The organism is Shewanella sp. 553 (assembly GCF_059338375.1).
The window spans coordinates 2,914,290-2,938,141 of sequence record NZ_CM181701.1 but is presented as its reverse complement, the minus strand read 5'-3'; the positions used below and the strand labels follow the sequence as shown (position 1 = coordinate 2,938,141).

Genomic DNA, 23,852 nt, shown 5'->3' with positions numbered 1-23,852 from the left:
AAAACTGGCTTCACTCGGGAAATGTTTATCTATGAGCTGTTCAGCTTTTTTTACTACTTTAAGTTGATGGCGTTTTCGTTGTTGTAGCCGTTTTTCTACACCAATCTCCGTCGAGTCCCGGTGTTTTTCAAGGTAGTTGGCACTCTTTACTTAAATTTTAAGCTGCATTTCTTGTTTCAGTTTCAGACTCTTTTTCTGGGTTCAACACTACCTCACCGATAACGTCACAGTTCCTTATACCGTTTGGCCAGCGTTTAGGATTTCTTGATCTTGCTTCTTCTAGTACCTCCTTACGCTTAGATAAAATCGCTTTATCTTGCATCGCATGTCGCTCACTCGGTGATACAAAATTGAGCTTACTGTGCTTATGTTTGGTATTGTACCAAGTCACAAACTCTTCTACCCATTCCCGTGCCTCGGTGATGTTTTTAAAGCCAGAGCTAGGCCATTCTGGCCGATACTTTAAGGTTCTGAATAATGCTTCGGAGTAAGGATTGTCATTGCTTACGATTGGTCTACTTAACGAAGCGGTAACACCTAACTCTTCAAGCTTGGCTTTCATCGTCAATGACTTCATCGGAGCACCGTTATCAGAGTGCAGTACTAACGGTTTTTTGAAGCATTGCTCGCGTAGCATATTGCGCTGCATTAACTCGGCCGCTAGCTCACCACATTCTCGGTCATGGACTTCATAACCCACTATCTTACGGCTATAAATATCCTCAAACATATACAGATAATAAAAGCGTCCTTTGATGACCGAGGCTAAATAAGTAATATCCCAAGACCATACTTTGTTTGGCCCATCTGCAACGTAAGCATCTGGTTTGCTTCTTTTTGTTACGCCTTGGCTTCGCCCACGCCGATTTAATTGTTCATTGGCTTTTAACACTCGATAAAAACTCGACTCTGAAGCGATATAGACCCCCTCATCAAGCAGTGTCGGCACGATTTGTGACGGAGGTAGGCTTGCAAACCTTGCCTCATTAGAGGTTGCCAATATCTGCTCTTGCTCATCATCATTAAGCTTGTTAGCAGGCTCCCGTCTTACTGCCGTAGGCCTTAAATCTGCCTGCACTTTTCTTGCTCGATACCAGCGGCGATACGTCCGTTTACTTAACTCTGCTTCAGCGCAAGCTTTGTAAAGACGCGCACCGTGGGCATAAGCTTCTTGTATTAAATCCACCAGTGTTATGCGCTTAGGCAAAGGCGTTAACTCTCCTCGCTGTCGTCCTCCCAAAGCGCATTGAGCTTTTTTCTAAGCACCAGTAAAGCCGCAGCTTCAGCGAGTGCCTTCTCCTTATAACGTAATTCTCGTTGCAGGGATTTTATTTCTGCCTTGTCTGATTTGGCTTGCTGCTTAATCGTTTTAGCTTGAACTTCACTCGTCTTAAAACCACCTAAACAATCTTGTTTCCACTGCTGAACTTGTTCTCGAAACAAGCCTTTTTCTCGGCAATATTGGCTGATTTCAGTTTCTGACATTGGTGCTGTTTCAATGAGAACTGCAAACTTAGCTTCAGCTGACCAATCATTACTGGTTAATGTTTTACCTGGCACAGGGCGACCCTCTTTTTTGGCTTTATCTCGCCAATGATACAGGGTTTGGTAGGAGATCCCCTCACTGCGAGCCACTTCCGTGACCGTCATATTGTGGGGAGGTAATAATTTCTTTAAGACAGCGTCTTTACGTTCAGGTGAATATCGTGCCATTGAGCTCTCATTGACCGCCCCCTTTATTTAATTATTGGATGATTTTAAGGGGTGACAACAATCCTGACACAGGGGGGTCCTTAGACAAATGTAATCTCCTTACAATCAACAGAAACTAGTTTTGTGTTAATCGTGTTACTGATTATCTTTAACTCATTGATTGAATATGAGCAAAACCGTGTAAATGCAGGCTCATTTAGTTCGGCATGCCCCATCCAAGCTGCAATTAGCTCTGGAGGTACATTTTCCTCAACGAGTAATGATCTCACATAATGCCGATGCCAATTCAAAGGTAAGGGAAGTACACTATCAAAATGAGCGGTCATGGTTTTGGGCGTCACTTCTTCTATTGCGCCATCGTTGATAAAGAAAAACAGGTGTTTCTCGCCAGATATGGCATCCTGATAACGTTCTGAAACTTCTATTTTGAGGCTCATAGAGTCAACTTTTCCAGCTTTTAAATAGCGTAAGTAGTGTTTCAAAATACTCACTGTAATCTCAGGAAGAATGATCATTCGACCCGATAGTGCTTGATGCATCTCTTTGTCAGAGATCCAAAATGTCGAGTTGAATAAATTATAGTCAGTGATTTTTCCAAACCATCCTGTAACGGGTCGATAGCCTGAGGATATTGCAAGAGTAAATAACACATAGTAAGTGATGAAGTTATGTTGCTGTTGAGAGTATCGGTCTGAAATATCAGATATATTTTTTTCTAAGGTTCTGAAAAACTTTCCCAAAATTTCATCATTCATAACTAGCGGGCTGCCGATGGGCTGTTTCTCTTGATGATCATGTTGATTGTTGGGTTCAAATTTATGCGACTTGCTTGATAAGTTCTCTAAATACAATAAAAAACGACAATATATCTGATTTACATCTAGGTCATATAAGTGAGTGTAGGATAGTTCGGGTACGGTTTTAGTCGTTTTACCTTCAATTAGCGCGATAATTGTTGGATCAATTGACTCCTGTTTTAGTGTATGACGTAGGTAGGATGATATTTTATTTTCGGTTAAAGTTATCCCGTGCTTTTTATTGATATAAGTCAGCAGTTTAGAGGTCTTCCTCAATGTTAAATCGTCTAAGTCATTCAACAAAATTGTTTTTATATCGAACGGTAACCTAATGAAAAATGTTGTCTGAGTTGGTGATATCAGCTTAATTATTGGCTTGCGTTGGTTCTGGGGTGGTAGCTTGTGCTCTTGTATTAAACTGTTGGTTTCATCGTCATACTTTCGCTGGCTAACACGTTCTAATGATGAGCCTAATGTTAAAGATGCCAGCAGCAATGAGCGCGTTTTCTCACAAACTTTTTCAGGATCCATGCAATATGACAGTAATGTTCTAATTTCAAATTTTGTTGCTTGCTGGATATCACATGGAAGGCTCATGTGGTTTTTTAGTATTTTATTACTTATCGCTTGAGCGCGTAACTTCTGAACTGCATAACCATTTTTATTAGGCGTCATCATCGATATCAAAAACATTTTTTTCTTACGCTCTGATGAGGCTTCTTCTGTTGCCCAGCCTTCTTGATGCGTTTGAACCTCTATAAATTCAGTCACAGTATCAGAGCCATCATTATCGACAGGATTGATAATTAGCCTTGTTCTGGGAGCTCCAGGATCTCGCAGTGTAATACTTCGTAAAATGCCTTTGTTGTGGTTATAGCTGTCATTATAAGGAACATAGATGTTTGATATTTGATGTCCAACTTTGGAACCCTTGTTAACTTCTAGTTTTTCCTTTCTTTTTAGATCTAGTTCATCAATTAATTTTTTCATCTCACTATCAATAACATCAGGCAGATTATTGGATAGCTCATTTCTTTTCCCTAGAGACCATTGCCTAATTTCATTGCAGACAGATTTGATCGCCGATTCATGTCTCCCCATAGTGTATAACTTTGCACAGACCAACAACGTTATCGCCTTATATTGTTCAAATTGTTGGTGGTCTTGAGAGGGTGAACGCATGACGCTTGCTATAAAGGCGCTAAAATAATATTTCTCGAGTTGCTTTTGCTTCACTAGCACTTGATACAAAAATGAGAGGTTATTTTTATGCGATTCAAGATCTGTTTGTGTGTTTTTTACCTTTTTTTTAGCTAAAAATTTTATTGTAGTCAGCTCTGGGAAGCCTCTCTGGTAGCGATGACTTAAGACTTCTATTAGGTTAATTATTTCATCTGCAATACAGGAGTGATAATCAGTTAATTCTTCAGGGAATGCATTATTTAAGGCATTTCTTAATGTTTCAATATTAAATCTTGACAGCTCAGAATCAACGGTCATCAGCCTCTCCGACGACTTGTTCAAAAAGTGAAATAGACATTTCTTGTTGAGGGGGCTTGTGACGAGACTTTTGCTTGGCGATAGTATTTTTAGCTTTGCCTGTCATTTTGGCTAATAATTCTTCGCTTAGATGTGATTGGTAGTAGAGCTTATTAGCAACGTCTGATGAAATTTTTGCATTGATATTCGAATGGATTAAGTCTAGATAGTCGCTTGAGACTGAGCTTAGTAAAGTCTGGTACAGCACATTTTTCCATGCAAATAGCTTTATATCCTCATCGGCGATATCTTGGTGTATGAGCACTGTGGTATCAAGAAGGTTGAGATTGGCAAAATCAAATATCATGGATTCGAAACCTGCAAAAATATGTAGTTCGGTTTCGATAATTTTCCATTGAAGAATGACTGCTTCATTTAGCAACTTTTCGTTGAGCAACCCTTTTTTTATCGCATCAGAAAATTGAAATCGTAGTGATTTTACGAATTCGAATGCTGGATATGCAGCAAGATGGACCTTGATGCCAGAAATTTGCTTCGCTTCTTTCTTCGATAACAGTACAACCATTGCCAACCAGTTTTCATGAATCCATATGATATTTATATAAAATAAATAAAATCCGTTCTGTGAAGTTCGATGCAAAAGCACTGATTGTTACTAAATGATGTTTTTAAGGCTAACACTGTAAACCTCTGGGTGTTGGCCAATTGGCCTGGTTCCTCGGTTTAATTTTTGATTCTGAAAATATTAGTGTCAGATATATTCGGAGTTTGTCCGCATACTCTAACCCCCTCAAAGCAAAAGTCATAAAGGTCATAAAAGTTATTTCAAGTGATTTTGACTGTTGACAACATATTCTAGTTGTCCTACCTTGAATGTCATTAGTAGTTGTCATGACTATTTTGACTTTAGGGGCCAGTATGACCGTATATCACATAAGACCGAAACCACATGGAATTAATAGAGAGTCTGAATTTCTCAAGGGAAGGGTCTCAATTGGGTGGCCGTGTGGTCAGGACCTAAGGGGCTTGAGTAGAGATGGCTTACAGCAAGCACTGGCTCAAGAATACCCAGAGATCAATGCACATAACCTTTCTCAAGTGGAGCAGTTTCTACATATCGAGGTTGGTTCAATAGTCTTGAGCCCATCAGAAAGTAGTATTGAAAGTATGCATCTGTTTCGTACCGTCGAATCCTCACAGTATGATATGAATCGAGATAACTCAAAAGAAGGGAACCCTCATGGTGTGCCCGTTGAACATATCATGACAGTAAAGAAGTCACTCCTTCCACCGGGTGTTTTGAGGTCATTGAAAGGCGCACGCAAAACGGTATGTAATTTTTCCAAGCATGCGGCAGCAATGGAGGAGTTCCTTAAAGTTGCTGAACATATATCCGAAGAGCCCGTTACAACAGAATTAGAGTTACAAAATAAAGTGCGTAACACGCTAATTCAGGCACTGGATAGCGAAAATGAGATTGTACGGGTTCAAGCTGCTGCGGCATTGTATAAATCTGCCTGACCCTGTTTTCCTACGACTATTAATTTATACGGAGGAGCTTTAAATGACTCATGTTATTAAGCCTACTCTTGGCTGTTCGGTGAAGGTACTGCACGTATCTGATCTGCATTTCAATCAAGCTCAATTTGAATGGGTAACAGAGCAATCGTGCAATTATGATGTGTTGTGTATCAGTGGTGATCTGCTCGATGATTCCTTGAATCAGACTTTAAGCAGTGAGGAGCAAATTGAGTGGATCAAGCAATGGACGCTTACACTAAGTATTCCTACATTTATCTGCTCGGGTAATCATGATCAAATAGAGTTTGAAAATGATGAGCAGCCATCAGCACGTTGGCTTAGCAGGTTGAAAAAAGATCATCTCTACCTTGATGGTAATATTGTCGAGATAGGTGGTTTTTACTTTGGCTGTATACCATACGAAAGTCTTAACTTTCATAAGTTTAGATATTGTGACGTATTACTACACCACGTCCCGCCATCTAAGCTCAAAGTCGCTATGCAGGGTGGTGAAGACTGGGGCTGCCAAGATATCCGAGCCGCTATCAAGTTTGGTGAGTTGCAGGCAAAGTATGTTCTATGCGGCCATGTTCATCAGCCCCATGCTCGCTTTAGTAAATTTAAAAACAGGATTATTTCTAACCCAGGTAGTAACCCTAGCGCTGAAAAGCCGAACTTTAACTCTATAACTCTAGTGGGGAGTGAGTAATCTGTATGACAAAACCTTTTGCGAGAAAATTCGATCTTAATCAGTTACCTAAAGAAAACCCAGAATGGTGGCAGGATCTGCTGCAACGACTAATGCCAGCTGGCGAAGAGTTAGGTGACTTTGGTCTTCGCTTAGCTGTACGTGAAAACTACCTCAATTTTTATCATCGAGGACAAGCTATTGCCTATATTCGATTTAACAGGAAAAAAGAGTTGTACTCAAAGCTACATATTAAATATGTATTTCCAGATGCTAAGTCGCAGAAAAATGTCAAATTGACTGGAAACGATCCAGAAATAATTAACCCTGAGAATGAAAAAGACAGTGTACGTTACCAAGGCAGCAAGACGTTAGAAAAGTGGATGGATCGTGCAAAGAAGTATGACGGTATTGAAAAAAACTTTGTCGAAGAAGTTACCGCTATAAATGACAATATTATCGATATGGAGATGGGGCTACCTGGTAGGGCTGACCGAATTGATTTGGTAGCGCTAGAGCAGCGCGACGGTTCAGTTCGTCTTGTCTTTTGGGAGGCTAAACTCACGACTGACTCACGTTGGGGGGCTGATAGTGATATTTCTAAAGTACTTGAACAGTTGGGGCGTTATAGAGTCTTTCTAAATGATGACAACCGTCAAAAGCAGTTAAAAGTAGCATTTGTTAACGCTTGCCAAGTACTGACCAAGATAACCAAGCTAGCAAATAAATCTGTGGCGTCGATTATTGAAGACGTCGCTAATATGGAAGAAGATGAAAGTGGGGACATACCACGGCTAGTTATCGATAGTGAGCCAAGGTTACTGATTTATTATAACGAGGTACAGGATAAGAAAAATAACTGGTCTCGTTATGAAAAGAAGCTAATTGAAAATAAAGTAACCATGCAGATAATGACTGAAGGCAGCTGTTACAAACTTCAGAGTAAGGAGCAGTTTTAATGCCACAGATCTCAGTAACTATATTGCGTGGAGCAGATACCATTGGTGGTAGTTGCGTAAAAATAAACCATGGCGAAGATAGCATTGTGTTAGATTACGGTGCTCCTCTCATGGATAGCACAGGAGTATCGATTGATGCAGACTTGGCTTCAAGCCCATCGATGGAAAATGGTATTTTGCTTGATATTCAACAGCAAGATACTAGACCTCCTTTGGCTTATCTCTTATCCCATGCACATCCAGACCATTATGGTCTACTGAGATCATTACCTAAAAGCTCAAATATATACCTGTCAGATAGTAGTTACTCTATGATGACTATTGGCAACTTGTTTTACCCTGAAGCATTGCGATTTAGTTCACTGGAGCAGTGTCGACAGTTCACTCCTGGAAAACCATTTCAAGTTGGTCCATTCACAGTAACGGCATTTTTAATGGATCATTCAGCCTTTGGCGCATGTAGTCTTTTAATAGAGGTTGATGGTAAGCAGGTATATTACACTGGGGATTTTCGTGGGCATGGCAGAAAGTCACAGGTTAGCGATTACATCTACGCAAATGTGAAGCAGCCTGATTTAATGCTGCTTGAGGGAACGACCCTTAATGGAGGGCACTCGCTACAATTTCCTACTGAAGTTTCGGTTGAAGATGCTATGGTTTCGGCCCTTAATGAGGGTGATGGACCAGCTTTTGTTTCAGCCTCAGGTAGCAATATTGATCGAATTGTAAGCCTCTATAACGCAACTAAACGCACAGGAAAAGAGCTAGTTATCGATCTATACCAACTTTACTTGCTTGAGGCGCTAAAGAAGTACTCCCCTAGCTTACCACCACATAAAAATGATCACCTAAAAGTAATATTTCCTCAATCCCAACTAGCTATCATTAAGTCTGAATTTGGTGATGATTTCCTGCGATACAGCAACCGCCATGTGAATCTTAGTAAGCTGAAGGGGACTAACTACGTATTCAGATTATCTCCCTATGCAATGACCCCCTACCTTGACTCATTTAAAGAAAAAGGGGTAAAACCTAAACTTATCTACTCTATGTGGTTAGGTTATCAAAGTAAGCAGCCTAAGTTTGCAGAGATAGCCAATAAATATCAGGAGTCATGGCAATACATTCATACGAGTGGTCATGCTTACCTAGAGCACTTACAGAGCTTCGCAGGTAATATATCACCCAAGGTTTTAGTACCAATTCATACTCTCAACCGTGACAAGTTTTCAAGCTATTTTGATAACGTTCGCATAGTAGAAAATGGAGAGTCGATAGTCTGTGAATGATATGCATTGAGCGGCCTTGTTGATCAAATAACTGCTTGAGATGCAGCTATACTAAGGTTTTCCGAGTTTATGCAGTTGTCTGTCTAACAGGCATACTTGGCTCTATGACTTTGTTCATCGCTTTTATACCAGCCAAAGCTTCTCCGATCAGTGCATTGTGATCACGTAAGCTTAGCTTGGAGCTGATGAGTTGTTTTTAGCGATACATTGCAGTCTCCGATAGACATATTCATCATCTGGCTCATTTCAGAGTCAGTTCGTTTCGTATCGTGAATTTGTTTAAGTTTTTTTAGAATCTTCTGTTTGCGTCTGCGCAAGTAGGCAGCTTGAGAAGATAAGGATTTTCGATTGTTCATGTGTTTCTCCAATTTAGAGGAACACAAGCCCTTGAGGGAGTGTCCCTCTAGGGTTAAATATTTTAACTGATTTATTTCTTAGGTTGCTTGCTTCTATCGAACTCGGCGGCAAACCAACCTACTGCAACCAACATTAAGGTCGCAACAGAAAAAACAGCTAATGAATATAAAATAAACGTTTCAGGTGACACTATATAGTTACTCATAAGGATGTCCTTACCTTAAATTTTAGCATTTGATTCAATTTCGAGCAATAACGATGTTCAAGGGGCTTACCAGTCCCTACTTCTTGAGCCGCTTCTTTTTTTACTTCTTCCTCAGTCGCTTTTTTAAACAACAGCTTTCCAAGTTCTTTAGGCAACATGCTATTTATCGTTGAGTATACTTGCTCTTTCATTGCGTACAGCATGTTACCAATAGCCGCTGAAGCACTCGTTGACCCCATTGATACGCTATCGGCGACACCTTGCATAAATTCAGGATCACCCATCACTGAGCTAGCAAAGTCAACTACTGCCGTTGCTCCGGTATTCCACCTGTAAACCAACATCGTGGTAAAGTCACTATACAACCCCGCAACTTGATCAGTTACTCGGCCCGAAAGCCTTGAACAGTTAATCAATATAGACCCTTGGGTAAAAAGCATTACTACACAGCTCAATAATTATTCTCTATTGGAGGCTTGCTTAAGGGCAAACCTCCAAGTTCGACAGTGGTCAGTTGTATATGTGTTTAGCAAAGGCATGATTTTGTGCTATCCAACTCTAGAATATGGTCTAACCAAGCTCCTTTTTCGGTATCTCTTTGTGAAAATAAATAGAATTTTTATACCAAAATCGGTGACCAAAATAATCGCCGTGGGCACTAAATCGCTGAAAAATGACTTAAATCCGTTGAAAATGAATTTTTAAACGTAATGATTTAACTATATGTAATTAATATAATTATTCAATGAAACCCTCAGGTTTCAACTGGCGTAGAATAACATCATTTGGTCTTGTGGCGGTCTCCAAAACCGATGGTTGCGGGTTCGAGTCCTGCCACCCCTGCCAAATTAAAGAAGCCGTTCAGAAATGAACGGCTTTTTGCTTTTCTGCTTTTATTAAACGTGGATGTCGATTGACACGTTTACTGCGTTAATACCTGTCACAGTGTTTGCCATCTTCCTCGTGTTTAACAACTTGCTTTATACTCCAGTGACATTCTAACTGTGTAACTGGTATTCTTGGGTCGTATTTGGATTGGTTGGAGTGAACTTGAATAGAGACGATTATTTGGACGCGATGGGGGTAACCCGTTGGACCGATGCTAATAATGTATTGCCTACGGCTATTATTCTGCTAGATCATGGTGCGCAATTCGATCTCAGTCATCCGATCATCCAAATTGTGCTTAGGCTTGTCGATGTAGAACCCGCACAAGTTCAACTAAGCACTAAATTACAACAAAATATTCTTTGGGATATGCGTAAGTTAAAGCTGCCTAAAGTGAACTCTGTTATCAGCTCTGCCCCTTTGAATGAGCTTGAGCGTGACGTTCAGGCTAAGCGAGCGCTTTGGCAATCGATATGCGAGCAACAGCATGCATTATAAGTTAAGGGCTTTATCGCTGGCAGATGTGGCCAACGTTGCTGAAATTGAGCAACGCTGTCATCAATTTCCTATGTCTATAGCAACGCTTGAGAGTTGCTTTGGGCGTTTCTATCATGTTATTGGTCTTGAGGTTGATGGCGACCTCGTAGGGTTTGCCATTTTGCACTTGTTATTTGAGGACGCCACCTTGATGGATATCTGCGTGTCACCAGAAAATCAAGGCAAAGGACTTGGTAGAGTGTTATTAGATGCTGTTGTCGATTTAGCGGCCTCTGGTGGTGCAGAGCGGATAATGTTAGAGGTCAGGGCATCGAGCTCTGCGGTGATCCGTTTGTATGAAATGGCGGGTTTTGTTCGTACTGGTTTACGGGTTAACTATTATCAACATGAGCTAGGCAAGGAAGATGCGGTGTTGATGGAGCGATTATTATAGGCTTGCTTGCAACAAATATTGTGATAAAAATAGCGCCTTGCGGCTAATGCCAGTCAGTTAAGCTGATTGGCATTTTTCTTTTTATGGGGATATTTGCTTGGTTTTGACTTTATAGCCCTTGGGTACACCCTATCTTCTCGTTTCGTTGGTAGCTCGAAGTTACCTAGCATTTCTATCAGTTGCTCGTAATGTTTGGGTAAATTTCCTGGGCTCATCAGTGGTAATCTTGCTAGGTAACTTAGTATCGTACTCGCACAGTTACTGAAGCTGAGGCGATTGGCCCATATTCCTTTTCTTGATGCGGCCTCAGTCATTGCTTGACGCATCAGGTTGTAGCCAAGTAGTAAGCCCCAAAGTTCCTGTTCTACCATCTCTGATTTTTTACTTCTTAGCGTATACTCGCTGTTTAGTAGGGTTTGTTTCATCTCTCTGTAGCCAAGCTCTATTTCCCATCGATGATTATATAACTCAACGATGTCAGCACTTGGAAAGCGTAATGGGTCGACCATTGAGGTTAATACCTGATGCGTCTTACCTTTTATTGATTTTGTCACCAGCCTCGCTTCTATATGCGTCGGTAGCGCTGGGTTTTGTTGTCTGGCTTGGGCGGTTATTGCCAATTTCACCTGTTTATCTAACCGGCCATTTGAGTGTAAAACCTCGTATTGAAGCCCCTTTCTCGCAGGGATTAACCAGTGCCGCTCTTCACCACCTAGTTGCCATTGATGTAGCAAGTTTAAGGAGTAAAAACCTTTATCGAACATCGTGAGACTATGGTCTGGAGTTGACTGTATGAGCGCTTCTGCTAGCTTCATTTCACTCGTTTTATAACCATCAAACGCGCTATTTATCAGTTGATGGCTAGTGAGCTCCATATGACACACCATACGAACCTGAGGAAATGAGGTGTCACCATGTTGATTTGATGGTGAGCCAAAAGCATTACGATTATCAGCGGTGTCCTGAGTGCGCCAGACTACACCATCAACGGCTAATAAATTCAGTCCACACCACGTCTCAAATTGAGTGTTGCTATAGTAATGTTTTGCCATCATTTGAAAGGCATTTTTCATACTCTGCACACCTAACCTCTGGCGCCCTTGAACAAGAGCACTGGGGGCAATGAGCTTCTTTTTACCTGGTAGCATCAACTCCATATGAGTCGCAAGCTCCCATACAGACTGTTGTCGGTAAAAACTCATACCAATGACAGACCACATAACTGCATCAAGGGGTAAGCGACGTTTTCTTACTGTGGCGACCCCAGCAGTTTCAAAGGCTTGCTGGATGATGTTTTCATCCAATAAGTGATTAAGATTGGTAAAGGCTGTGGCTTCTTGGTGGTATTCAAAAGCGGTGCAGAAAGCTTGTTCTAAAGACATAAAAAAATCCAATATCATTTCTGATATTGGATTTTGAAGCCTTTTAAAGATCGGTCAACTGATCGTTTATATGCTTAACTGATCAGCATTAGCCTTGCGGCGCTATTTTTAGATTAAAACTTGTTGTGGTTAAAAGAAGCGCTTATTTAACTTCTTTGCCTTGCGCTTGCAGATCGGCATGGTAACTAGAGCGAACCATTGGGCCACATGCTGCATGGGTAAAGCCTATCTTTTCGGCAAACTCTCTTAGTTCGTCAAACTCCGCAGGCGGAACATAACGTTCTACAGGTAGGTGAAACTTAGATGGCTGAAGATATTGCCCTAGCGTGAGCATCTCGACGTTATGAGCGCGCAGATCTTGCAATACTTCAGCGATCTCTTCGTTGGTTTCACCAAGTCCCATCATCAATCCAGACTTCGTTGGTATTGATGGATGACGCTCTTTAAATTTCTTCAGCAGATCCAGTGACCATTGATAGTTGGCGCCAGGACGGGCCTTACGATAGTGCTTAGGCGCCGTTTCTAAGTTGTGGTTAAACACATCAGGTGGCTCAGTGGCTAATATGTCCAGCGCCGCATCAATACGGCCTCTGAAGTCAGGCACGAGAATCTCAATTTTGATCTCTGGATTTAATATCCGAATTTCACGAATGCAGTCGGCAAAATGTTGTGCTCCACCGTCTCTAAGATCGTCACGATCGACAGAAGTGATCACCACATATTTGAGCTTCATATCGCGAATCGTTTGTGCAAGCTTGACGGGCTCTTCGGCATCAGGCTTTAGTGGTCGGCCATGGGCTACGTCACAAAATGGACAGCGGCGAGTACAAATAGCACCCAAAATCATGAAGGTAGCTGTCCCATGGTTAAAGCACTCTGCTAAGTTAGGGCAAGATGCTTCTTCGCAGACAGAGTGCAAACCGTTTTTACGCAGTGCTTGTTTGATGTCGATAATACGCTGATTAGAAGCGGGTAATTTTACCCTTAACCAATCGGGTTTACGTAACATTGTTTCGCGCTCTGAAGGCACGATCTTAACAGGAATGCGTGAGACCTTATCGGCGTCACGTAACTTAACTCCCGGTTGTAGTCTTTCAGGCCTATTCATATGACTTTGCTAACCCTTGATGATGTTCTAAATGATGATAGCCCAGTGTTTGGCTAAAGGTTTGGATAAGTTTTTCACCAGCTTCTATAACAGTTTGAGGTCCGTTTAACGGTTTGCATTGCGCCATCTCTAAACCCGCATACCCACAGGGGTTGATGCGTTGAAATGGGGACATATCCATATCGACATTAAGTGCAAGGCCATGAAACGAGCATCCTTTGCGGATACGTAATCCGAGAGAGGCTATTTTACGCTCATCGACATAGACACCTGGCGCATCGGCTTTAGGATACGCCTTGATATCATACATCGCCAGCATACTGACGATGCTTTGCTCTATATCGGTCACCAGTTGGCGCACCCCAATTTTGAGACGCTTGATATCCAGTAAAGGATACGCTACCAGTTGTCCAGGCCCGTGGTAGGTCACTTGACCACCTCTGTCGACTTGAATAACGGGGATGTCACCAGGGTTAAGTATGTGCTCGCTCTTACCGGCTTGACCTTGGGTAAAAACGGCAGGGTGCTCTACTACCCATAGTTCATCTTGGCTGTGTTCATCGCGAGTATCGGTATAATGCTGCATGGCATGCCATACCGATTCGTAATCTTGACGACCAAGATGACGAATGTGTAAAACCTTATCCTTCAAGGGCAACCTCTCCCCTTAGCATTTTGTGCGCTTATTATACGCGCGAAATTAAGAAATGTAATATAGATCACACTTCTTCTTGTATGGCGCTGGATTAGAGTACGCGCTTAACACCATCAATTGCGGCTAATTCAACGTAAAGCGTCTCGATTTGCTCTTTACTGCTAACCGTCACTTTGATGGTGATGGAGTTATAAGTGCCCTTGCTCGACGCTTTAGTGGTCGGAATATAATCACCAGGCACATGGCGTTGCACTACTGCAACCACATCATCGGCCAGTGTGTCTCTTGCATCACCGACAACTTTAAATGGAAATGCTGCTGGGAACTCCATGAGCTCGTGAAACTTAGTGTCTAACATTGGTTTTAATCTCTTGCCGAAATAGATGAGGTAATAAATGGGGCGCATTATACCTAATTCAACCCCAGTAAGGTAAAACAAAAAGGCCACCCAGAGGTGACCTTAGTTTCGTACAATTAAGTTAGTTGAACCAACTGGCAAACATCTGCTTGAAATAGTCCATTAACTTACTGAACCAGCTGCCTTCTTTAACTTCTTGTAAGGTGACCAGCGGGAATTGGGCGACATCTTTACCATCAAGCTGGAAATAGAGCCGTCCGACAACTTCACCTTTGGCGAGTGGCGCGGTAAGTTCTTTATTGAGCTCAAAGTTAGCTTGGAGGTTTTGTGCCTGGCCACGGTAGATGGTAATTGGGGTGTCTGTAGTCACGCCCAAATCAACGGCTTCTCTATCACCGTACCAAATTTTTTGGGTCACAAAACTGTCACCAGCTTGGTATGGGGTAATTGTTTCGAAGAAACGGAAGCCATAATTGAGTAGCTTTTTGCTTTCAGCTTTACGTGCTGACTCGCTAGCGGTGCCCATGACAACTGAAATAAGACGCATACCGTCTTTAGTTGCTGAAGTGACAAGATTGTAGCCTGCGCCTGAAGTATGGCCAGTTTTGATGCCATCGACATTTAAGCTTTTGTCCCACAACAATCCGTTACGGTTGTATTGTTTTATGCCATTGTAGGTAAATGATTTTTCTGAGTAAACGCGGTACTCTTCTGGTACATCACGGATAAGTGCTGCGCCAAGAATCGCCATATCATAAGCGGTCGTTTTATGATTTTCAGAGTCGAGACCGTGGGAGTTTTCAAAGTAACTGTCGGTCATGCCGAGCTGCTTGGTCCATGAATTCATCAGGTCGACAAAGCCATCTTCTGTACCAGCAATATGTTCAGCCATCGCAACGCAAGCATCGTTACCCGATTGAATAATGATCCCGCGATTAAGATCGTCTACAGACACCTGTTTACCCACCTCGATAAACATCTTTGACGAATCGGGAAAGTTTTTAGACCACGCTTTTTTACTAATAGTGACCTGATCGTCGGGTGAGATGTTGCCCACTTTGATCTCATGACCGATGACGTAACTGGTCATCATTTTGGTCAAGCTGGCTGGATTTAAGCTTTCATAGGCATTTTCTTCAGCAATGATTTGACCAGAATGGTAATCCATTAAAATATAGGCTTTAGCAGCGACCTTAGGCGCATCAGGTGTCACCACTGGTGCGGCGCTGGCTGTGGTAAAGGAGAGTGAGGTCAAAAGGAACAGTGATTTTGCGTATTGATTGATCAATTTCATATTAAAAAGGCACGTCTTTTAGTTGAATGCGAAAAGAAAGCTGCTATCTGCTCGAGTATAACATTAGTCGACCGTGTAAATCAGTGAAGGTTCATTAATCTTCATTCAATTGAGTCGATTATTCACCTACTCTGTAACGACATAGCTTTGAGGAAAACCGTTTTGCTGCAGGGTTTGATGTAACTCTGTGGCTATTTGTTGGCGGCCAATGGGGCCTAGTTGAAGTTTATACAAGTTACCCGCTTGCAAAATACGCGTCTTTACCTGGTATTGGTTGGCTAACTGGTTTCCAAGCTGAGTGATGCGTTGTTTGTCTGAAGACGCTACCACTTGCACGTAATGTAAATCGGTATTTTTTAGTTCGGCAAGGGCGGTTGATTCTGGGCTCTCGATATAAATCACTTCTACATTAACCCTGGCCGTACCGGTTTTAAGCATATCGAGTCGATGAGCGGCGGCGTAAGATAAATCAATCAAACGCTCATCATGGAACGGACCGCGATCGTTAACCCGAACAACAACGCTCTTGTTGTTGGCTAAGTTAGTGATTTTAGCGTAACTGGGTATAGGCAAGGTTTTGTGAGCCGCCGACATCGAATACATATCATAGGTTTCACCATTAGAGGTGAGGTGGCCATGAAACTTAGCACCATACCATGACGCTATGCCTGCTTGTTGGTAGCCTTTCCCCGTATCGAGTACGCGATAGGTTTTGCCGCGTACCGTATAACTCTTACTGTTCCCACCCCGGCTGTAGGGTTCAAATTTAGGATGTGCATCTTCGACCTTAGTGACATCTGGGGTGTTGTTAGGCGCCGCATCATCGTTCATTTTATAGCGCCGATCGCTGCTTGATGAACATGCTGTCAGCAGTAAAATCAATGCAATTATGCTGGCATGATACAGCTGGCGACTATTGTGATAAAAGCGGTAATTATTTCGCATAAGCGTCTTTAAGTTGTTGGCTGAATTGATACACAGCCATGGCGTACAAGGGGCTACGATTATAACGGGTGATCACATAAAAATTGTGCAATCCTAACCAATAATCGGTTTGCTCGGCTTGCTCCAGTTCTACTATCATCGCCGGTTGGCTGATATCTAAATCGGTATTTTGCCCCAGTGCTATCTGTGGCGAGAGTATATCGGCCACTCGATAATGCAACTTTTCACCTTGCCACACATTTAAATGTTCTGGCAGCGCATGATTGGTCAATGGCAATGCCACAGGGTCACCTTTACGCCAATGATGTTGATGAAAGTAGTTGGCAACACTGCCAATGGCGTCGATGGGATTGCCAATTAAGTCACGCTGGCCATCATTATCAAAATCCACTGCGTAATGGCGATAGCTAGAGGGAATAAATTGACCAAACCCCATTGCGCCTGCATACGAGCCCTTTAGGTTGGCAATATCCAGCTGCTCCTCTTTGGCGAGCATTTGCAGATTAGCCAGTTCTTTACTAAAGAAGCTCGCTCTTGGAGTGTAGTGAAAGCCTAAAGTGTAAAGAGCATCAACTACAGGGTAATTACCTAAGTAGCCCCCGTAAAAGGTTTCGATACCGATAATGGCCACAATGATCTCGGGCTCAACCTGAAACTCATTGGCCGCCTTGGTTATGGTGTCGGCATAACGCTGCCAAAATTCGAGGCCCTTTGCTAGGCGTTGTTCGGTCAGGAAGATAGGCTGATAAAGGTGCCAAGGCTTGGCTTCCCATGGGGTGGTGATTGCATCAATCACTTTTTGGTTATAATTAGCCTTGGCAAGAAACTGCTCAATCTCTTGCTGGGTAAATCCTGCATCGAGTTGTGTTTGAATAAAAGCTTGCTTAGCGGTGCGAATATCACCATCGGCTGCTACCACAGTTGCAGCATGGGTCGTTGGCGAGTCAAGGCCCAGTGTAAGGGCTGCCATAATGGCAATGAGGGGCAATCTTAGCTTCACTCTGTGCTCCGTTATCGGTCGACAAAACGTCTATGGGTATGGATGCTCATTAAGATACCAAAGCCTGTCATCAGCGTCAGCATCGAGGTACCACCGTAACTAATTAAGGGTAATGGCACACCGACTACAGGTAAAATACCCGACACCATGCCTATGTTGACAAAAATATACACAAAGAAGGTTAAAGTAATACTGCCAGCGAGTAAACGGGCAAAACTGGTTTGTGCCCGCGCTGCAATTACTAAGCCGCGGCCAATCACATATAAATAGAGCGCCAATAACAATAGGCTACCGATTAAGCCAAACTCTTCACCAATGACCGCGAAGATAAAATCGGTATGGCGCTCGGGTAAGAATTCTAGTTGTGACTGAGTCCCCTCTAGCCAGCCCTTGCCCCATAAGCCTCCTGAGCCAATAGCAATTTTCGACTGAATAATATGGTAGCCTGCGCCCAAGGGATCCTTTTCAGGATCGAGTAAGGTTAATACCCGCGTGCGTTGATAGTCGTGCATTAAGAAAAACCACAGCACGGGTAACATGGCGAGTACGCCGCCGACAAAGCTGCCGACAATCGCCCAACTCATGCCTGACAAAAACAGTACAAATATCCCTGATGCGGCCACTAAAATTGAGGTGCCTAAGTCTGGTTGTTTGGCAATCAACAACGTCGGGATCAACAGTAACACCCCTGCTCCCGCTAGATAACGCTTCTTTGGTGGTAGCGGAAACTTACTGATATACCAGGCCATAGTGATGGGGAAGGCCAGCTTAATCAGCTCTGAGGGTTGAAATTCCATAAAGCCCAAGTTTAACCAGCGCTGAGCTCCCTTGTTGATCTCACCAAAAAAGTGCACCCCCAGTAACAGCACTATCCCAGTAATATAAATAGGAAATGCCCAACGCCGGAAGACTTCTGGGTTGATTTGTGCCACAAATAGCATGATGGCCAGTGACAGGCCGATACGCACTAATTGACGTTCCATTAGGGCAATATCTTCACCGCCAGCAGAATAGATAACAAATAGGCCAAAGCACATCAGTGCCAAGATCCCCAACAGCAGGGGCAGGTCTATATGTAAACGTTGCCAGATGTTAGGGCGGTGGCTATGGGCGGTCATGGTGCGGCGCTCCGGCGGTGATGGTGGCAGGCTCATCTCTGAGAATATATTCATCGAGTAAGGCGCGTGCGACTGGGCCTGCATTAGCGCCACCCCAGCCGGCATTTTCGAGTACCACGGCTAATACAATTTTGGGTGACTCATAGGGCGCATAAGCAATGATTAGCGCATTATCGCGCAGGTGCTCATCAATGGTGTCGGCATCATATTTTTCATCTTCTGCCACGGTAAATACCTGTGCCGTACCGGTTTTCATCGCGGCTGTGTAACCGGCGTCGACAAAGCGCGATTTATGCGCCGTGTCCTTCATGGCGGTGTTGATGATCTCCCAATTGCGGGGATCTTTCAGTTCCAGTGGGGGCATTTTATCGATCAAGGTATCGACCTTGGTCGTGTCGTTTTCCACCGATTTAAGCAGGTGAGGCACAAATCGCTGGCCATTATTGGCTAAGATAGCCGTTGAATTAGCAAGCTGTAGCGGGGTGGTGGTCCAATACCCTTGGCCTATCCCAACTGAAATGGTGTCACCTATATACCAAGGCTGATTATACTTAGCCCGCTTCCATTCGCGAGAGGGCATAATGCCGGCCGATTCCTCGAAAATATCCACTCCGGTACGTTCACCAAAGCCAAATTGGTGCATAAAGTGGCTCATCTTATCGATGCCAGTTTTATAAGCTAAATCATAGAAGTAGGTGTCGCAGGAGTGCACGAGCGCACCATTGACATCAACCCAGCCATGGCCCCAGCGTTTCCAATCGCGATACTTATGATCGACATTGGGGATCTGCCAAAAGCCCGGGTCCCAGACGCGGGTTTTGGCGGTGACGACTTTATCTTCTAAGCCCAATAGCGCCATATGAGGTTTCACCGTTGAGGCCGGTGCATATTGCCCTTGGGTGGCGCGGTTAATTAAGGGGCGTGAGCGCGAGTTAAGCAGCTCGCCATAGGCTTTAGAGCTAATGCCGTGTACAAATTGGTTCGGATCGTAAGTTGGGCTAGATACCATGGCTAATATTCCGCCATCGCGGGGATCGATAGCCACTATAGAGCCGCGTCTGCCGTCTAATAGCTCCATGGCCTTTTTTTGCAGCTGCAGATCTAAGGTGAGGTGGATATCTTGGCCTGGTATCGGTGCGACCGACTTGAGGGTCCTAATGGTGCGGCCGCGATTATTGACCTCTTCCTCTAGGTGGCCTGGCGTGCCGTGTAACAAATTCTCATAAAACTTTTCAATGCCCTGCTTACCAATGTCTTTGGTGGCGGCATAATTTTTCCATAAGCCAGCGCTTTGTAGGGCTGCTTGATCGCGGTTGTTGATCCGGCCGACATAGCCAAGTACATGGGTCATCAAACCGTTGTAAGGGTAGTGACGTTTAAGGCCTGCATCGATAGAAAATCCGGGGAAGCGATGTTGGTTAACACTGAAGGCGGCGACTTGCTCTTCTGTCAGGCGGTTTTTAACCGTAATAGGCTTAAAGCGGCGATGATATTTTAAGGCTTCCAGCAGATTTTCTCGTTCATCGCTACTGATCTCAATCACCGCGTTAAGCACATCGAGGGTCGAGGCTACGTCAGTGACTTTTTCAGGAATAAGTTCAAGTGAGAAGAAGGGCTGATTTTCTGCCAGCAGTTGCCCATGGCGGTCATAAATCAGGCCGCGACTCGGTGCAACAGGAACCACTCGAATGCGATTGTCATTGGAGCGGGTTTCATAATCGGTGTAAGAGAGGACCTGTAACTGATAGAGATTGGTGAACAGGATGCACAATAACACCACGACACATACGAAAGTAAAAATAGCTCTTCGCTTGAACAGCGAGGCTTCGGCGGCATGGTTATGCATCGCCATCCGTTTACGTGGCGCCAATTATACTCTCTCCAGCAGTAAGTTGGTGTTCGTAATCATTAGCCTATCCTGTGGTGTCCTACGGGCATAGGAGCGCAAGGGTTATTCTCGATGATAGGGATGGTTATTGTTGACGCTCCAGGCCCGATAAAGGCTCTCAGCCACCAATACCCTAACCAAGGGGTGAGGTAATGTCAGTGCTGAAAGGCACCAGCTTTGGGTCGCCGCTTGCTTACAGGCGGGGGCAAGTCCTTCTGGACCACCAATCAGTAAGCTTACGTCGCGTCCATCATGTTGCCACCGGCTAAGCTGGGTTGCCAGTTCTGGTGTTGTCCAGTTTTTGCCGGGGAGATCGAGGCTAACGATATGATTACCTTTCGGTATCGCCGCTAGCATCAGCTCGCCTTCTTTATGAAGAATTCGAGCTATATCGGCATTTTTTCCACGTTTACCCGCTGGGATCTCAGTTAATTCGAAAGGCATATCCCGTGGAAAACGGCGCTGATACTCTTCAAATCCTGTGGTGACCCAACTGGGCATACGGGTGCCAACGGCAACTAACTGTAACTTCATTACTCTGGCTTTTCAGACCACAGCTTTTCAAGCTGGTAAAAATCACGAGTCTTGTCTTGCATCACATGCACAATAACATCGCCTAGGTCGACGAGAACCCATTCGCTGCTATCACGACCTTCAACACCATTGATGTGTAGGTTGGCACGTTTAGCTTCTAGTACCACGTTTTCAGCAATTGCTTTTACGTGAGTCTTAGATGTTCCTGAGCACACCACCATAAAATCGGTGATATTTGATTGCTCACTCACATCTAATACTGTGATATCTCTTGCTTTTAAATCTTCGACTTTGTCGATGACAAATTGTTTTAGCTCGGCGCTTTGCACGCGGTTTTCCTCATTCATTTTTGACAGCGGGGCAGTATAACAGGTTATCTTGCCAAAGTAATCGCCTATAGGCGGCATCAGCAGGGGATTTTTTAGCAAATTAGAACGCCAATAGCAACGCCTGTATCGCGATCAACGGTACAGCTGGTGCTCGGCGATATAGTCGCTAACGACTTTGGGCATGGCGTCAGCGGGCAAGGTGTTGTTAGCCAGTTGCTTTCTTATTTGCGTCGACGAGTAAGGTTGCTCTGTAATGGCCACTGGCAGAATAAGCCCGCCATATTGCCCCCGCTCTGTGGCGATGGCGAGGCTGGTTTTATCGCCGCGGCGCTGTTCAAGTAACTGCTGCATGGGAGAGTCGCTTGCTAGTTGCCAGCCCGGTCGTTGGCATACCACCAAATGGCACAGCTCGAGTAATTGCTGCCATTGATGCCAGCTAGGGAGGTTGATAAATGAGTCCATGCCCATAATAAATAGCAGTTGATCATTAGGGTGCGCCGTACGTAAACGTTTAAGCGTGGCCACTGAATATGACGGGCTGCTACGTTTAATTTCAATATCACATACCTGCATTTGTGGGTATTGCTGGCAGACTAAGCGCGCCATTTGCAGCCGGTGTGCAGTGCTGCACATAGGCTGAGGCTTGTGCGGCGGAATATTATTTGGCATTAGCCACACTTGGTCTAATCCAAGTGCTTGCTGCACCTCAAGTAACGGTGTGATGTGACCATAGTGGATCGGGTCAAAAGTGCCGCCGAGCAAGCCGATATTCATTTTATGCTAATTCGATATGGCTCAAGTGCTCGTGAGCGCTGGGATCGTACAACAGGCATAGGTGGCTCAAAGCGGTCCAATCTTCGACGCCTTGTTGTTTGAGTCTTAGCTCTGTTTTGGATGCAAACGCCAGCATGGCTTCGATTTGCGTTAGGCTTAAACGCGACAGCGCCGCTTGGTATAACGTTTTACGTTTATCCCAAATACGCAGTTTGCTCCATAAGCTACTGACATTGCCGCCCAGCTCTTGTGCCTGCTTTAGCTGTAATAGCGTGGTCAGCTCTTTAAATTGGCTCCATAATAAAATCGGCATAGCTACGCCTTCGGCCTGCAGTTGCGACAACATATGTTGCGCCTTATCTTGCTGATTATTAAGCAGTACATCGGCTAGCTGGAAAACGGTGAAGCGAGATTGATCTTCAAAGTACTGTTCAAGTTGTTGGCTGTCGATCAGATCGTTAGGGTTGAGCAACTGCAGCAGTTGCAACGCTTGATCGGCGGCGAGCAAGTTACCTTCATATAGGTTAAACAGCATCTGCTGTGCATCTTGGGTCAGCCGTAACTTAAAGTGACTGATTCTGCCTTGCAGCCAGCGCTGAAATTGCGCGCCTTCAGGCGTGGTACACGGAATATAAACGCCTTTAGCGTCGAGACTTTTAAACCACTTAGATTTAGTCTGTTCGCTGGCTAATTTGGGCCCGGTAAGCAGCAATAAGATATCGGGGTTATCGTGTTGCATTAACGCTTGCAACTGTGCGCTGCCGTCACTGCCAGGTTTGGCTTGGGGTAAAAACAACTCAATAATGCGGCGGCTCGCGAACAGGCTCATGGTGTTCCACTCTTCGAGCAAGTCTTGCCAATTAAACCCTGTTTCTTGGGTGAGTTGAATTCGCTCTTCGAAACCGTCGCGTTTGGCTTGGGCGTAAATTAAGGATTTACTGGTTTCGCACAGCCAAGGATCATCGCCAAAGACTAAATAGCATTGGGCTAATGGCGTGAGCTGTTTGGCTAATTGATCTGGATAAACCCGCATTAATTGGTCTCGATTGAAGCCAAAATTTGAATGATTTGGTCAGCCGCTTGGATGCGCATCTCTTTAACCAGCAGTTCCATTTCACGGCTTTTGGCCAGTGCAGTGCGCGGGTCATCGAGGTAATCGCGATGAATTGCCACTTCAAAACGCTGTGCATCACGCTCAGGCAGTTGCACCGCAAATGAGACTTGATAATTGAGCTCATACTCGGCGACATTTCCAGTCGGGTACAAGGAGAGTGTCGTTCTGTCGAGCGAATCATTAAGGATACTCAGCGTGGGTAAGGCCGCGTTCGCGTTAACCACATTGATGCTGTTAAGACGTAAGCGTTCACGCACCAAGCGGGTGAGCTCGCTGTATTGGTCTTCACTGTTAAGATGCAGTGATTTGAGCGCATCGGGAATAGAGTAACTGCGCTGCAGTTTAAAGCCGCAACCGCTGGTGGCCAAAAGGGTCAGGGTTAACAGGGCGAAACACAGGCGTTTAATAAACATAAGTGAGTCTGTTCTTCCTAGAGTAATGATGCTCAGCCTAACAATATAGGCTGAGCATTGCAGCACCTGAATCACAAAGGTTATTCAGGTGC

At 44.1% G+C, this 23,852-nt stretch carries 25 protein-coding genes and 1 pseudogene; 6 read left to right on the top strand and 20 right to left on the bottom strand.

Annotated elements, in window-relative coordinates; translation table 11 throughout:
- Positions 1 to 157 precede the first annotated feature (157 nt).
- The 3 genes from AC5YBZ_RS13050 to AC5YBZ_RS13040 all read right to left on the bottom strand — a co-directional run bounded on the left by AC5YBZ_RS13050 (position 158) and on the right by AC5YBZ_RS13040 (position 4,575).
- Positions 158 to 1,713 (bottom strand): IS3 family transposase gene (locus tag AC5YBZ_RS13050; protein WP_494542957.1). Its coding sequence is split into 2 segments (ribosomal slippage): positions 158 to 1,260 and positions 1,260 to 1,713, totalling 1,557 coding nucleotides; the frame shifts between segments, so codons are not numbered across the junction.
- A gap of 80 nt (positions 1,714 to 1,793) precedes the next feature.
- Positions 1,794 to 4,010, bottom strand: coding sequence for a site-specific integrase (locus tag AC5YBZ_RS13045; protein WP_494542996.1), 2,217 nt, complete (start codon positions 4,008 to 4,010; stop codon positions 1,794 to 1,796).
- Entirely contained in the window at positions 4,000 to 4,575 is a 576-nt protein-coding gene (locus AC5YBZ_RS13040) for a hypothetical protein (RefSeq protein WP_494542995.1), read from the bottom strand. The genes AC5YBZ_RS13045 and AC5YBZ_RS13040 overlap by 11 nt, the downstream gene beginning before the upstream one ends.
- Before the next feature lie 461 nt (positions 4,576 to 5,036).
- Between AC5YBZ_RS13040 and AC5YBZ_RS13035 the strand changes: the two genes are divergently transcribed.
- From AC5YBZ_RS13035 to AC5YBZ_RS13020, 4 genes are read left to right on the top strand one after another with little or no spacing between them, the layout of a single operon-like run.
- Complete coding sequence (locus tag AC5YBZ_RS13035; protein ID WP_494542994.1) at positions 5,037 to 5,531, top strand: hypothetical protein; 495 nt, start codon at positions 5,037 to 5,039, stop codon at positions 5,529 to 5,531.
- Between the two features lie 43 nt (positions 5,532 to 5,574).
- Positions 5,575 to 6,240 (top strand): metallophosphoesterase family protein, encoded by a 666-nt coding sequence (locus AC5YBZ_RS13030; protein WP_011919772.1) that lies wholly within the window; start codon positions 5,575 to 5,577, stop codon positions 6,238 to 6,240.
- 5 nt (positions 6,241 to 6,245) lie between these two features.
- Positions 6,246 to 7,178, top strand: a complete 933-nt coding sequence (locus tag AC5YBZ_RS13025) for a hypothetical protein (RefSeq protein WP_494542993.1) — start codon at positions 6,246 to 6,248, stop codon at positions 7,176 to 7,178.
- On the top strand, positions 7,178 to 8,467 hold the full coding sequence (locus tag AC5YBZ_RS13020) for an MBL fold metallo-hydrolase (RefSeq protein ID WP_494521137.1): 1,290 nt from the start codon (positions 7,178 to 7,180) through the stop codon (positions 8,465 to 8,467). The genes AC5YBZ_RS13025 and AC5YBZ_RS13020 overlap by 1 nt, the downstream gene beginning before the upstream one ends.
- Before the next feature lie 67 nt (positions 8,468 to 8,534).
- Here the strand turns inward: AC5YBZ_RS13020 and AC5YBZ_RS13015 are convergent.
- The 3 genes and pseudogenes from AC5YBZ_RS13015 to AC5YBZ_RS13005 form a co-directional block, all read right to left on the bottom strand.
- Positions 8,535 to 8,690 (bottom strand): annotated as a pseudogene (locus AC5YBZ_RS13015) (IS5/IS1182 family transposase); the annotation flags it as partial.
- Between the two features lie 204 nt (positions 8,691 to 8,894).
- Complete coding sequence (locus AC5YBZ_RS13010) at positions 8,895 to 9,029, bottom strand: hypothetical protein (protein ID WP_269204142.1); 135 nt, start codon at positions 9,027 to 9,029, stop codon at positions 8,895 to 8,897.
- Complete coding sequence (locus tag AC5YBZ_RS13005) at positions 9,026 to 9,469, bottom strand: hypothetical protein (protein ID WP_041420582.1); 444 nt, start codon at positions 9,467 to 9,469, stop codon at positions 9,026 to 9,028. The genes AC5YBZ_RS13010 and AC5YBZ_RS13005 overlap by 4 nt, the downstream gene beginning before the upstream one ends.
- Positions 9,470 to 10,073: 604 nt before the next feature.
- Here AC5YBZ_RS13005 and AC5YBZ_RS13000 point away from each other — a divergent pair.
- Positions 10,074 to 10,415: a DNA polymerase III subunit psi gene (locus AC5YBZ_RS13000; protein ID WP_494521138.1), complete on the top strand. Its 342-nt coding sequence runs from the start codon at positions 10,074 to 10,076 to the stop codon at positions 10,413 to 10,415.
- A complete protein-coding gene (gene rimI / locus AC5YBZ_RS12995; protein WP_494521139.1) occupies positions 10,405 to 10,848 on the top strand; it encodes a ribosomal protein S18-alanine N-acetyltransferase in 444 nt (147 codons plus the stop codon). The genes AC5YBZ_RS13000 and rimI overlap by 11 nt, the downstream gene beginning before the upstream one ends.
- A gap of 53 nt (positions 10,849 to 10,901) precedes the next feature.
- Here the strand turns inward: rimI and AC5YBZ_RS12990 are convergent, their stop codons facing one another.
- The 14 genes from AC5YBZ_RS12990 to AC5YBZ_RS12925 all read right to left on the bottom strand — a co-directional run bounded on the left by AC5YBZ_RS12990 (position 10,902) and on the right by AC5YBZ_RS12925 (position 23,760).
- A complete protein-coding gene (locus AC5YBZ_RS12990) occupies positions 10,902 to 12,230 on the bottom strand; it encodes an IS4 family transposase (protein WP_494518922.1) in 1,329 nt (442 codons plus the stop codon).
- Positions 12,231 to 12,372: 142 nt separating this feature from the next.
- Positions 12,373 to 13,338 (bottom strand): lipoyl synthase, encoded by a 966-nt coding sequence (gene lipA / locus AC5YBZ_RS12985; protein WP_110457843.1) that lies wholly within the window; start codon positions 13,336 to 13,338, stop codon positions 12,373 to 12,375.
- Entirely contained in the window at positions 13,331 to 13,990 is a 660-nt protein-coding gene (gene lipB, locus AC5YBZ_RS12980; protein WP_494521140.1) for a lipoyl(octanoyl) transferase LipB, read from the bottom strand. Before lipB ends, lipA begins: the two co-directional genes overlap by 8 nt.
- Before the next feature lie 94 nt (positions 13,991 to 14,084).
- On the bottom strand, positions 14,085 to 14,351 hold the full coding sequence (gene ybeD, locus AC5YBZ_RS12975; RefSeq protein ID WP_494521141.1) for a DUF493 family protein YbeD: 267 nt from the start codon (positions 14,349 to 14,351) through the stop codon (positions 14,085 to 14,087).
- 121 nt (positions 14,352 to 14,472) lie between these two features.
- Complete coding sequence (locus tag AC5YBZ_RS12970; protein ID WP_494542992.1) at positions 14,473 to 15,645, bottom strand: serine hydrolase; 1,173 nt, start codon at positions 15,643 to 15,645, stop codon at positions 14,473 to 14,475.
- Between the two features lie 126 nt (positions 15,646 to 15,771).
- A complete protein-coding gene (locus AC5YBZ_RS12965; RefSeq protein ID WP_494521143.1) occupies positions 15,772 to 16,590 on the bottom strand; it encodes a septal ring lytic transglycosylase RlpA family protein in 819 nt (272 codons plus the stop codon).
- Positions 16,580 to 17,560 (bottom strand): lytic murein transglycosylase B, encoded by a 981-nt coding sequence (gene mltB, locus AC5YBZ_RS12960; RefSeq protein ID WP_494521593.1) that lies wholly within the window; start codon positions 17,558 to 17,560, stop codon positions 16,580 to 16,582. Before mltB ends, AC5YBZ_RS12965 begins: the two co-directional genes overlap by 11 nt.
- A 41-nt stretch (positions 17,561 to 17,601) precedes the next feature.
- Positions 17,602 to 18,708 (bottom strand): rod shape-determining protein RodA, encoded by a 1,107-nt coding sequence (gene rodA / locus AC5YBZ_RS12955; RefSeq protein ID WP_494524822.1) that lies wholly within the window; start codon positions 18,706 to 18,708, stop codon positions 17,602 to 17,604.
- Positions 18,695 to 20,578 carry a penicillin-binding protein 2 gene (gene mrdA, locus AC5YBZ_RS12950; protein WP_494521144.1) on the bottom strand — a complete coding sequence of 628 codons (1,884 nt, stop codon included), beginning with the start codon at positions 20,576 to 20,578 and terminating at the stop codon, positions 18,695 to 18,697. The genes rodA and mrdA overlap by 14 nt, the downstream gene beginning before the upstream one ends.
- Positions 20,579 to 20,659: 81 nt before the next feature.
- Complete coding sequence (gene rlmH / locus AC5YBZ_RS12945) at positions 20,660 to 21,130, bottom strand: 23S rRNA (pseudouridine(1915)-N(3))-methyltransferase RlmH (protein WP_119978369.1); 471 nt, start codon at positions 21,128 to 21,130, stop codon at positions 20,660 to 20,662.
- Positions 21,130 to 21,459, bottom strand: a complete 330-nt coding sequence (rsfS, locus tag AC5YBZ_RS12940; RefSeq protein ID WP_110457874.1) for a ribosome silencing factor — start codon at positions 21,457 to 21,459, stop codon at positions 21,130 to 21,132. The genes rlmH and rsfS overlap by 1 nt, the downstream gene beginning before the upstream one ends.
- Before the next feature lie 132 nt (positions 21,460 to 21,591).
- Positions 21,592 to 22,233, bottom strand: a complete 642-nt coding sequence (nadD, locus tag AC5YBZ_RS12935; RefSeq protein WP_475514604.1) for a nicotinate-nucleotide adenylyltransferase — start codon at positions 22,231 to 22,233, stop codon at positions 21,592 to 21,594.
- 1 nt (position 22,234) lies between these two features.
- Positions 22,235 to 23,266 carry a DNA polymerase III subunit delta gene (holA, locus tag AC5YBZ_RS12930; protein ID WP_494521145.1) on the bottom strand — a complete coding sequence of 344 codons (1,032 nt, stop codon included), beginning with the start codon at positions 23,264 to 23,266 and terminating at the stop codon, positions 22,235 to 22,237.
- On the bottom strand, positions 23,266 to 23,760 hold the full coding sequence (locus AC5YBZ_RS12925) for an LPS-assembly lipoprotein LptE (protein WP_494523802.1): 495 nt from the start codon (positions 23,758 to 23,760) through the stop codon (positions 23,266 to 23,268). The genes holA and AC5YBZ_RS12925 overlap by 1 nt, the downstream gene beginning before the upstream one ends.
- Positions 23,761 to 23,852 lie beyond the last annotated feature (92 nt).

Bases quoted from the DNA above. Each gene is read 5' to 3' on its own strand.
- AC5YBZ_RS13020 (WP_494521137.1), top strand. From the start codon at position 7,178: ATGCCACAGATCTCAGTAACTATATTGCGTGGAGCAGATACCATTGGT.
- AC5YBZ_RS13010 (WP_269204142.1), bottom strand. From the start codon at position 9,029: ATGAGTAACTATATAGTGTCACCTGAAACGTTTATTTTATATTCATTA.
- rimI (WP_494521139.1), top strand. From the start codon at position 10,405: ATGCATTATAAGTTAAGGGCTTTATCGCTGGCAGATGTGGCCAACGTT.
- rodA (WP_494524822.1), bottom strand. From the start codon at position 18,708: ATGACCGCCCATAGCCACCGCCCTAACATCTGGCAACGTTTACATATA.
- rlmH (WP_119978369.1), bottom strand. From the start codon at position 21,130: ATGAAGTTACAGTTAGTTGCCGTTGGCACCCGTATGCCCAGTTGGGTC.
- AC5YBZ_RS12970 (WP_494542992.1), bottom strand. From the start codon at position 15,645: ATGAAATTGATCAATCAATACGCAAAATCACTGTTCCTTTTGACCTCA.
- mltB (WP_494521593.1), bottom strand. From the start codon at position 17,560: ATGGCAGCCCTTACACTGGGCCTTGACTCGCCAACGACCCATGCTGCA.
- holA (WP_494521145.1), bottom strand. From the start codon at position 23,266: ATGCGGGTTTATCCAGATCAATTAGCCAAACAGCTCACGCCATTAGCC.
- AC5YBZ_RS12990 (WP_494518922.1), bottom strand. From the start codon at position 12,230: ATGTCTTTAGAACAAGCTTTCTGCACCGCTTTTGAATACCACCAAGAA.
- lipA (WP_110457843.1), bottom strand. From the start codon at position 13,338: ATGAATAGGCCTGAAAGACTACAACCGGGAGTTAAGTTACGTGACGCC.
- ybeD (WP_494521141.1), bottom strand. From the start codon at position 14,351: ATGTTAGACACTAAGTTTCACGAGCTCATGGAGTTCCCAGCAGCATTT.
- AC5YBZ_RS13030 (WP_011919772.1), top strand. From the start codon at position 5,575: ATGACTCATGTTATTAAGCCTACTCTTGGCTGTTCGGTGAAGGTACTG.
- AC5YBZ_RS13045 (WP_494542996.1), bottom strand. From the start codon at position 4,010: ATGACCGTTGATTCTGAGCTGTCAAGATTTAATATTGAAACATTAAGA.
- AC5YBZ_RS13005 (WP_041420582.1), bottom strand. From the start codon at position 9,469: ATGCTTTTTACCCAAGGGTCTATATTGATTAACTGTTCAAGGCTTTCG.
- nadD (WP_475514604.1), bottom strand. From the start codon at position 22,233: ATGAATATCGGCTTGCTCGGCGGCACTTTTGACCCGATCCACTATGGT.
- AC5YBZ_RS13040 (WP_494542995.1), bottom strand. From the start codon at position 4,575: ATGGTTGTACTGTTATCGAAGAAAGAAGCGAAGCAAATTTCTGGCATC.
- AC5YBZ_RS13025 (WP_494542993.1), top strand. From the start codon at position 6,246: ATGACAAAACCTTTTGCGAGAAAATTCGATCTTAATCAGTTACCTAAA.
- AC5YBZ_RS12965 (WP_494521143.1), bottom strand. From the start codon at position 16,590: ATGCGAAATAATTACCGCTTTTATCACAATAGTCGCCAGCTGTATCAT.
- AC5YBZ_RS12925 (WP_494523802.1), bottom strand. From the start codon at position 23,760: ATGTTTATTAAACGCCTGTGTTTCGCCCTGTTAACCCTGACCCTTTTG.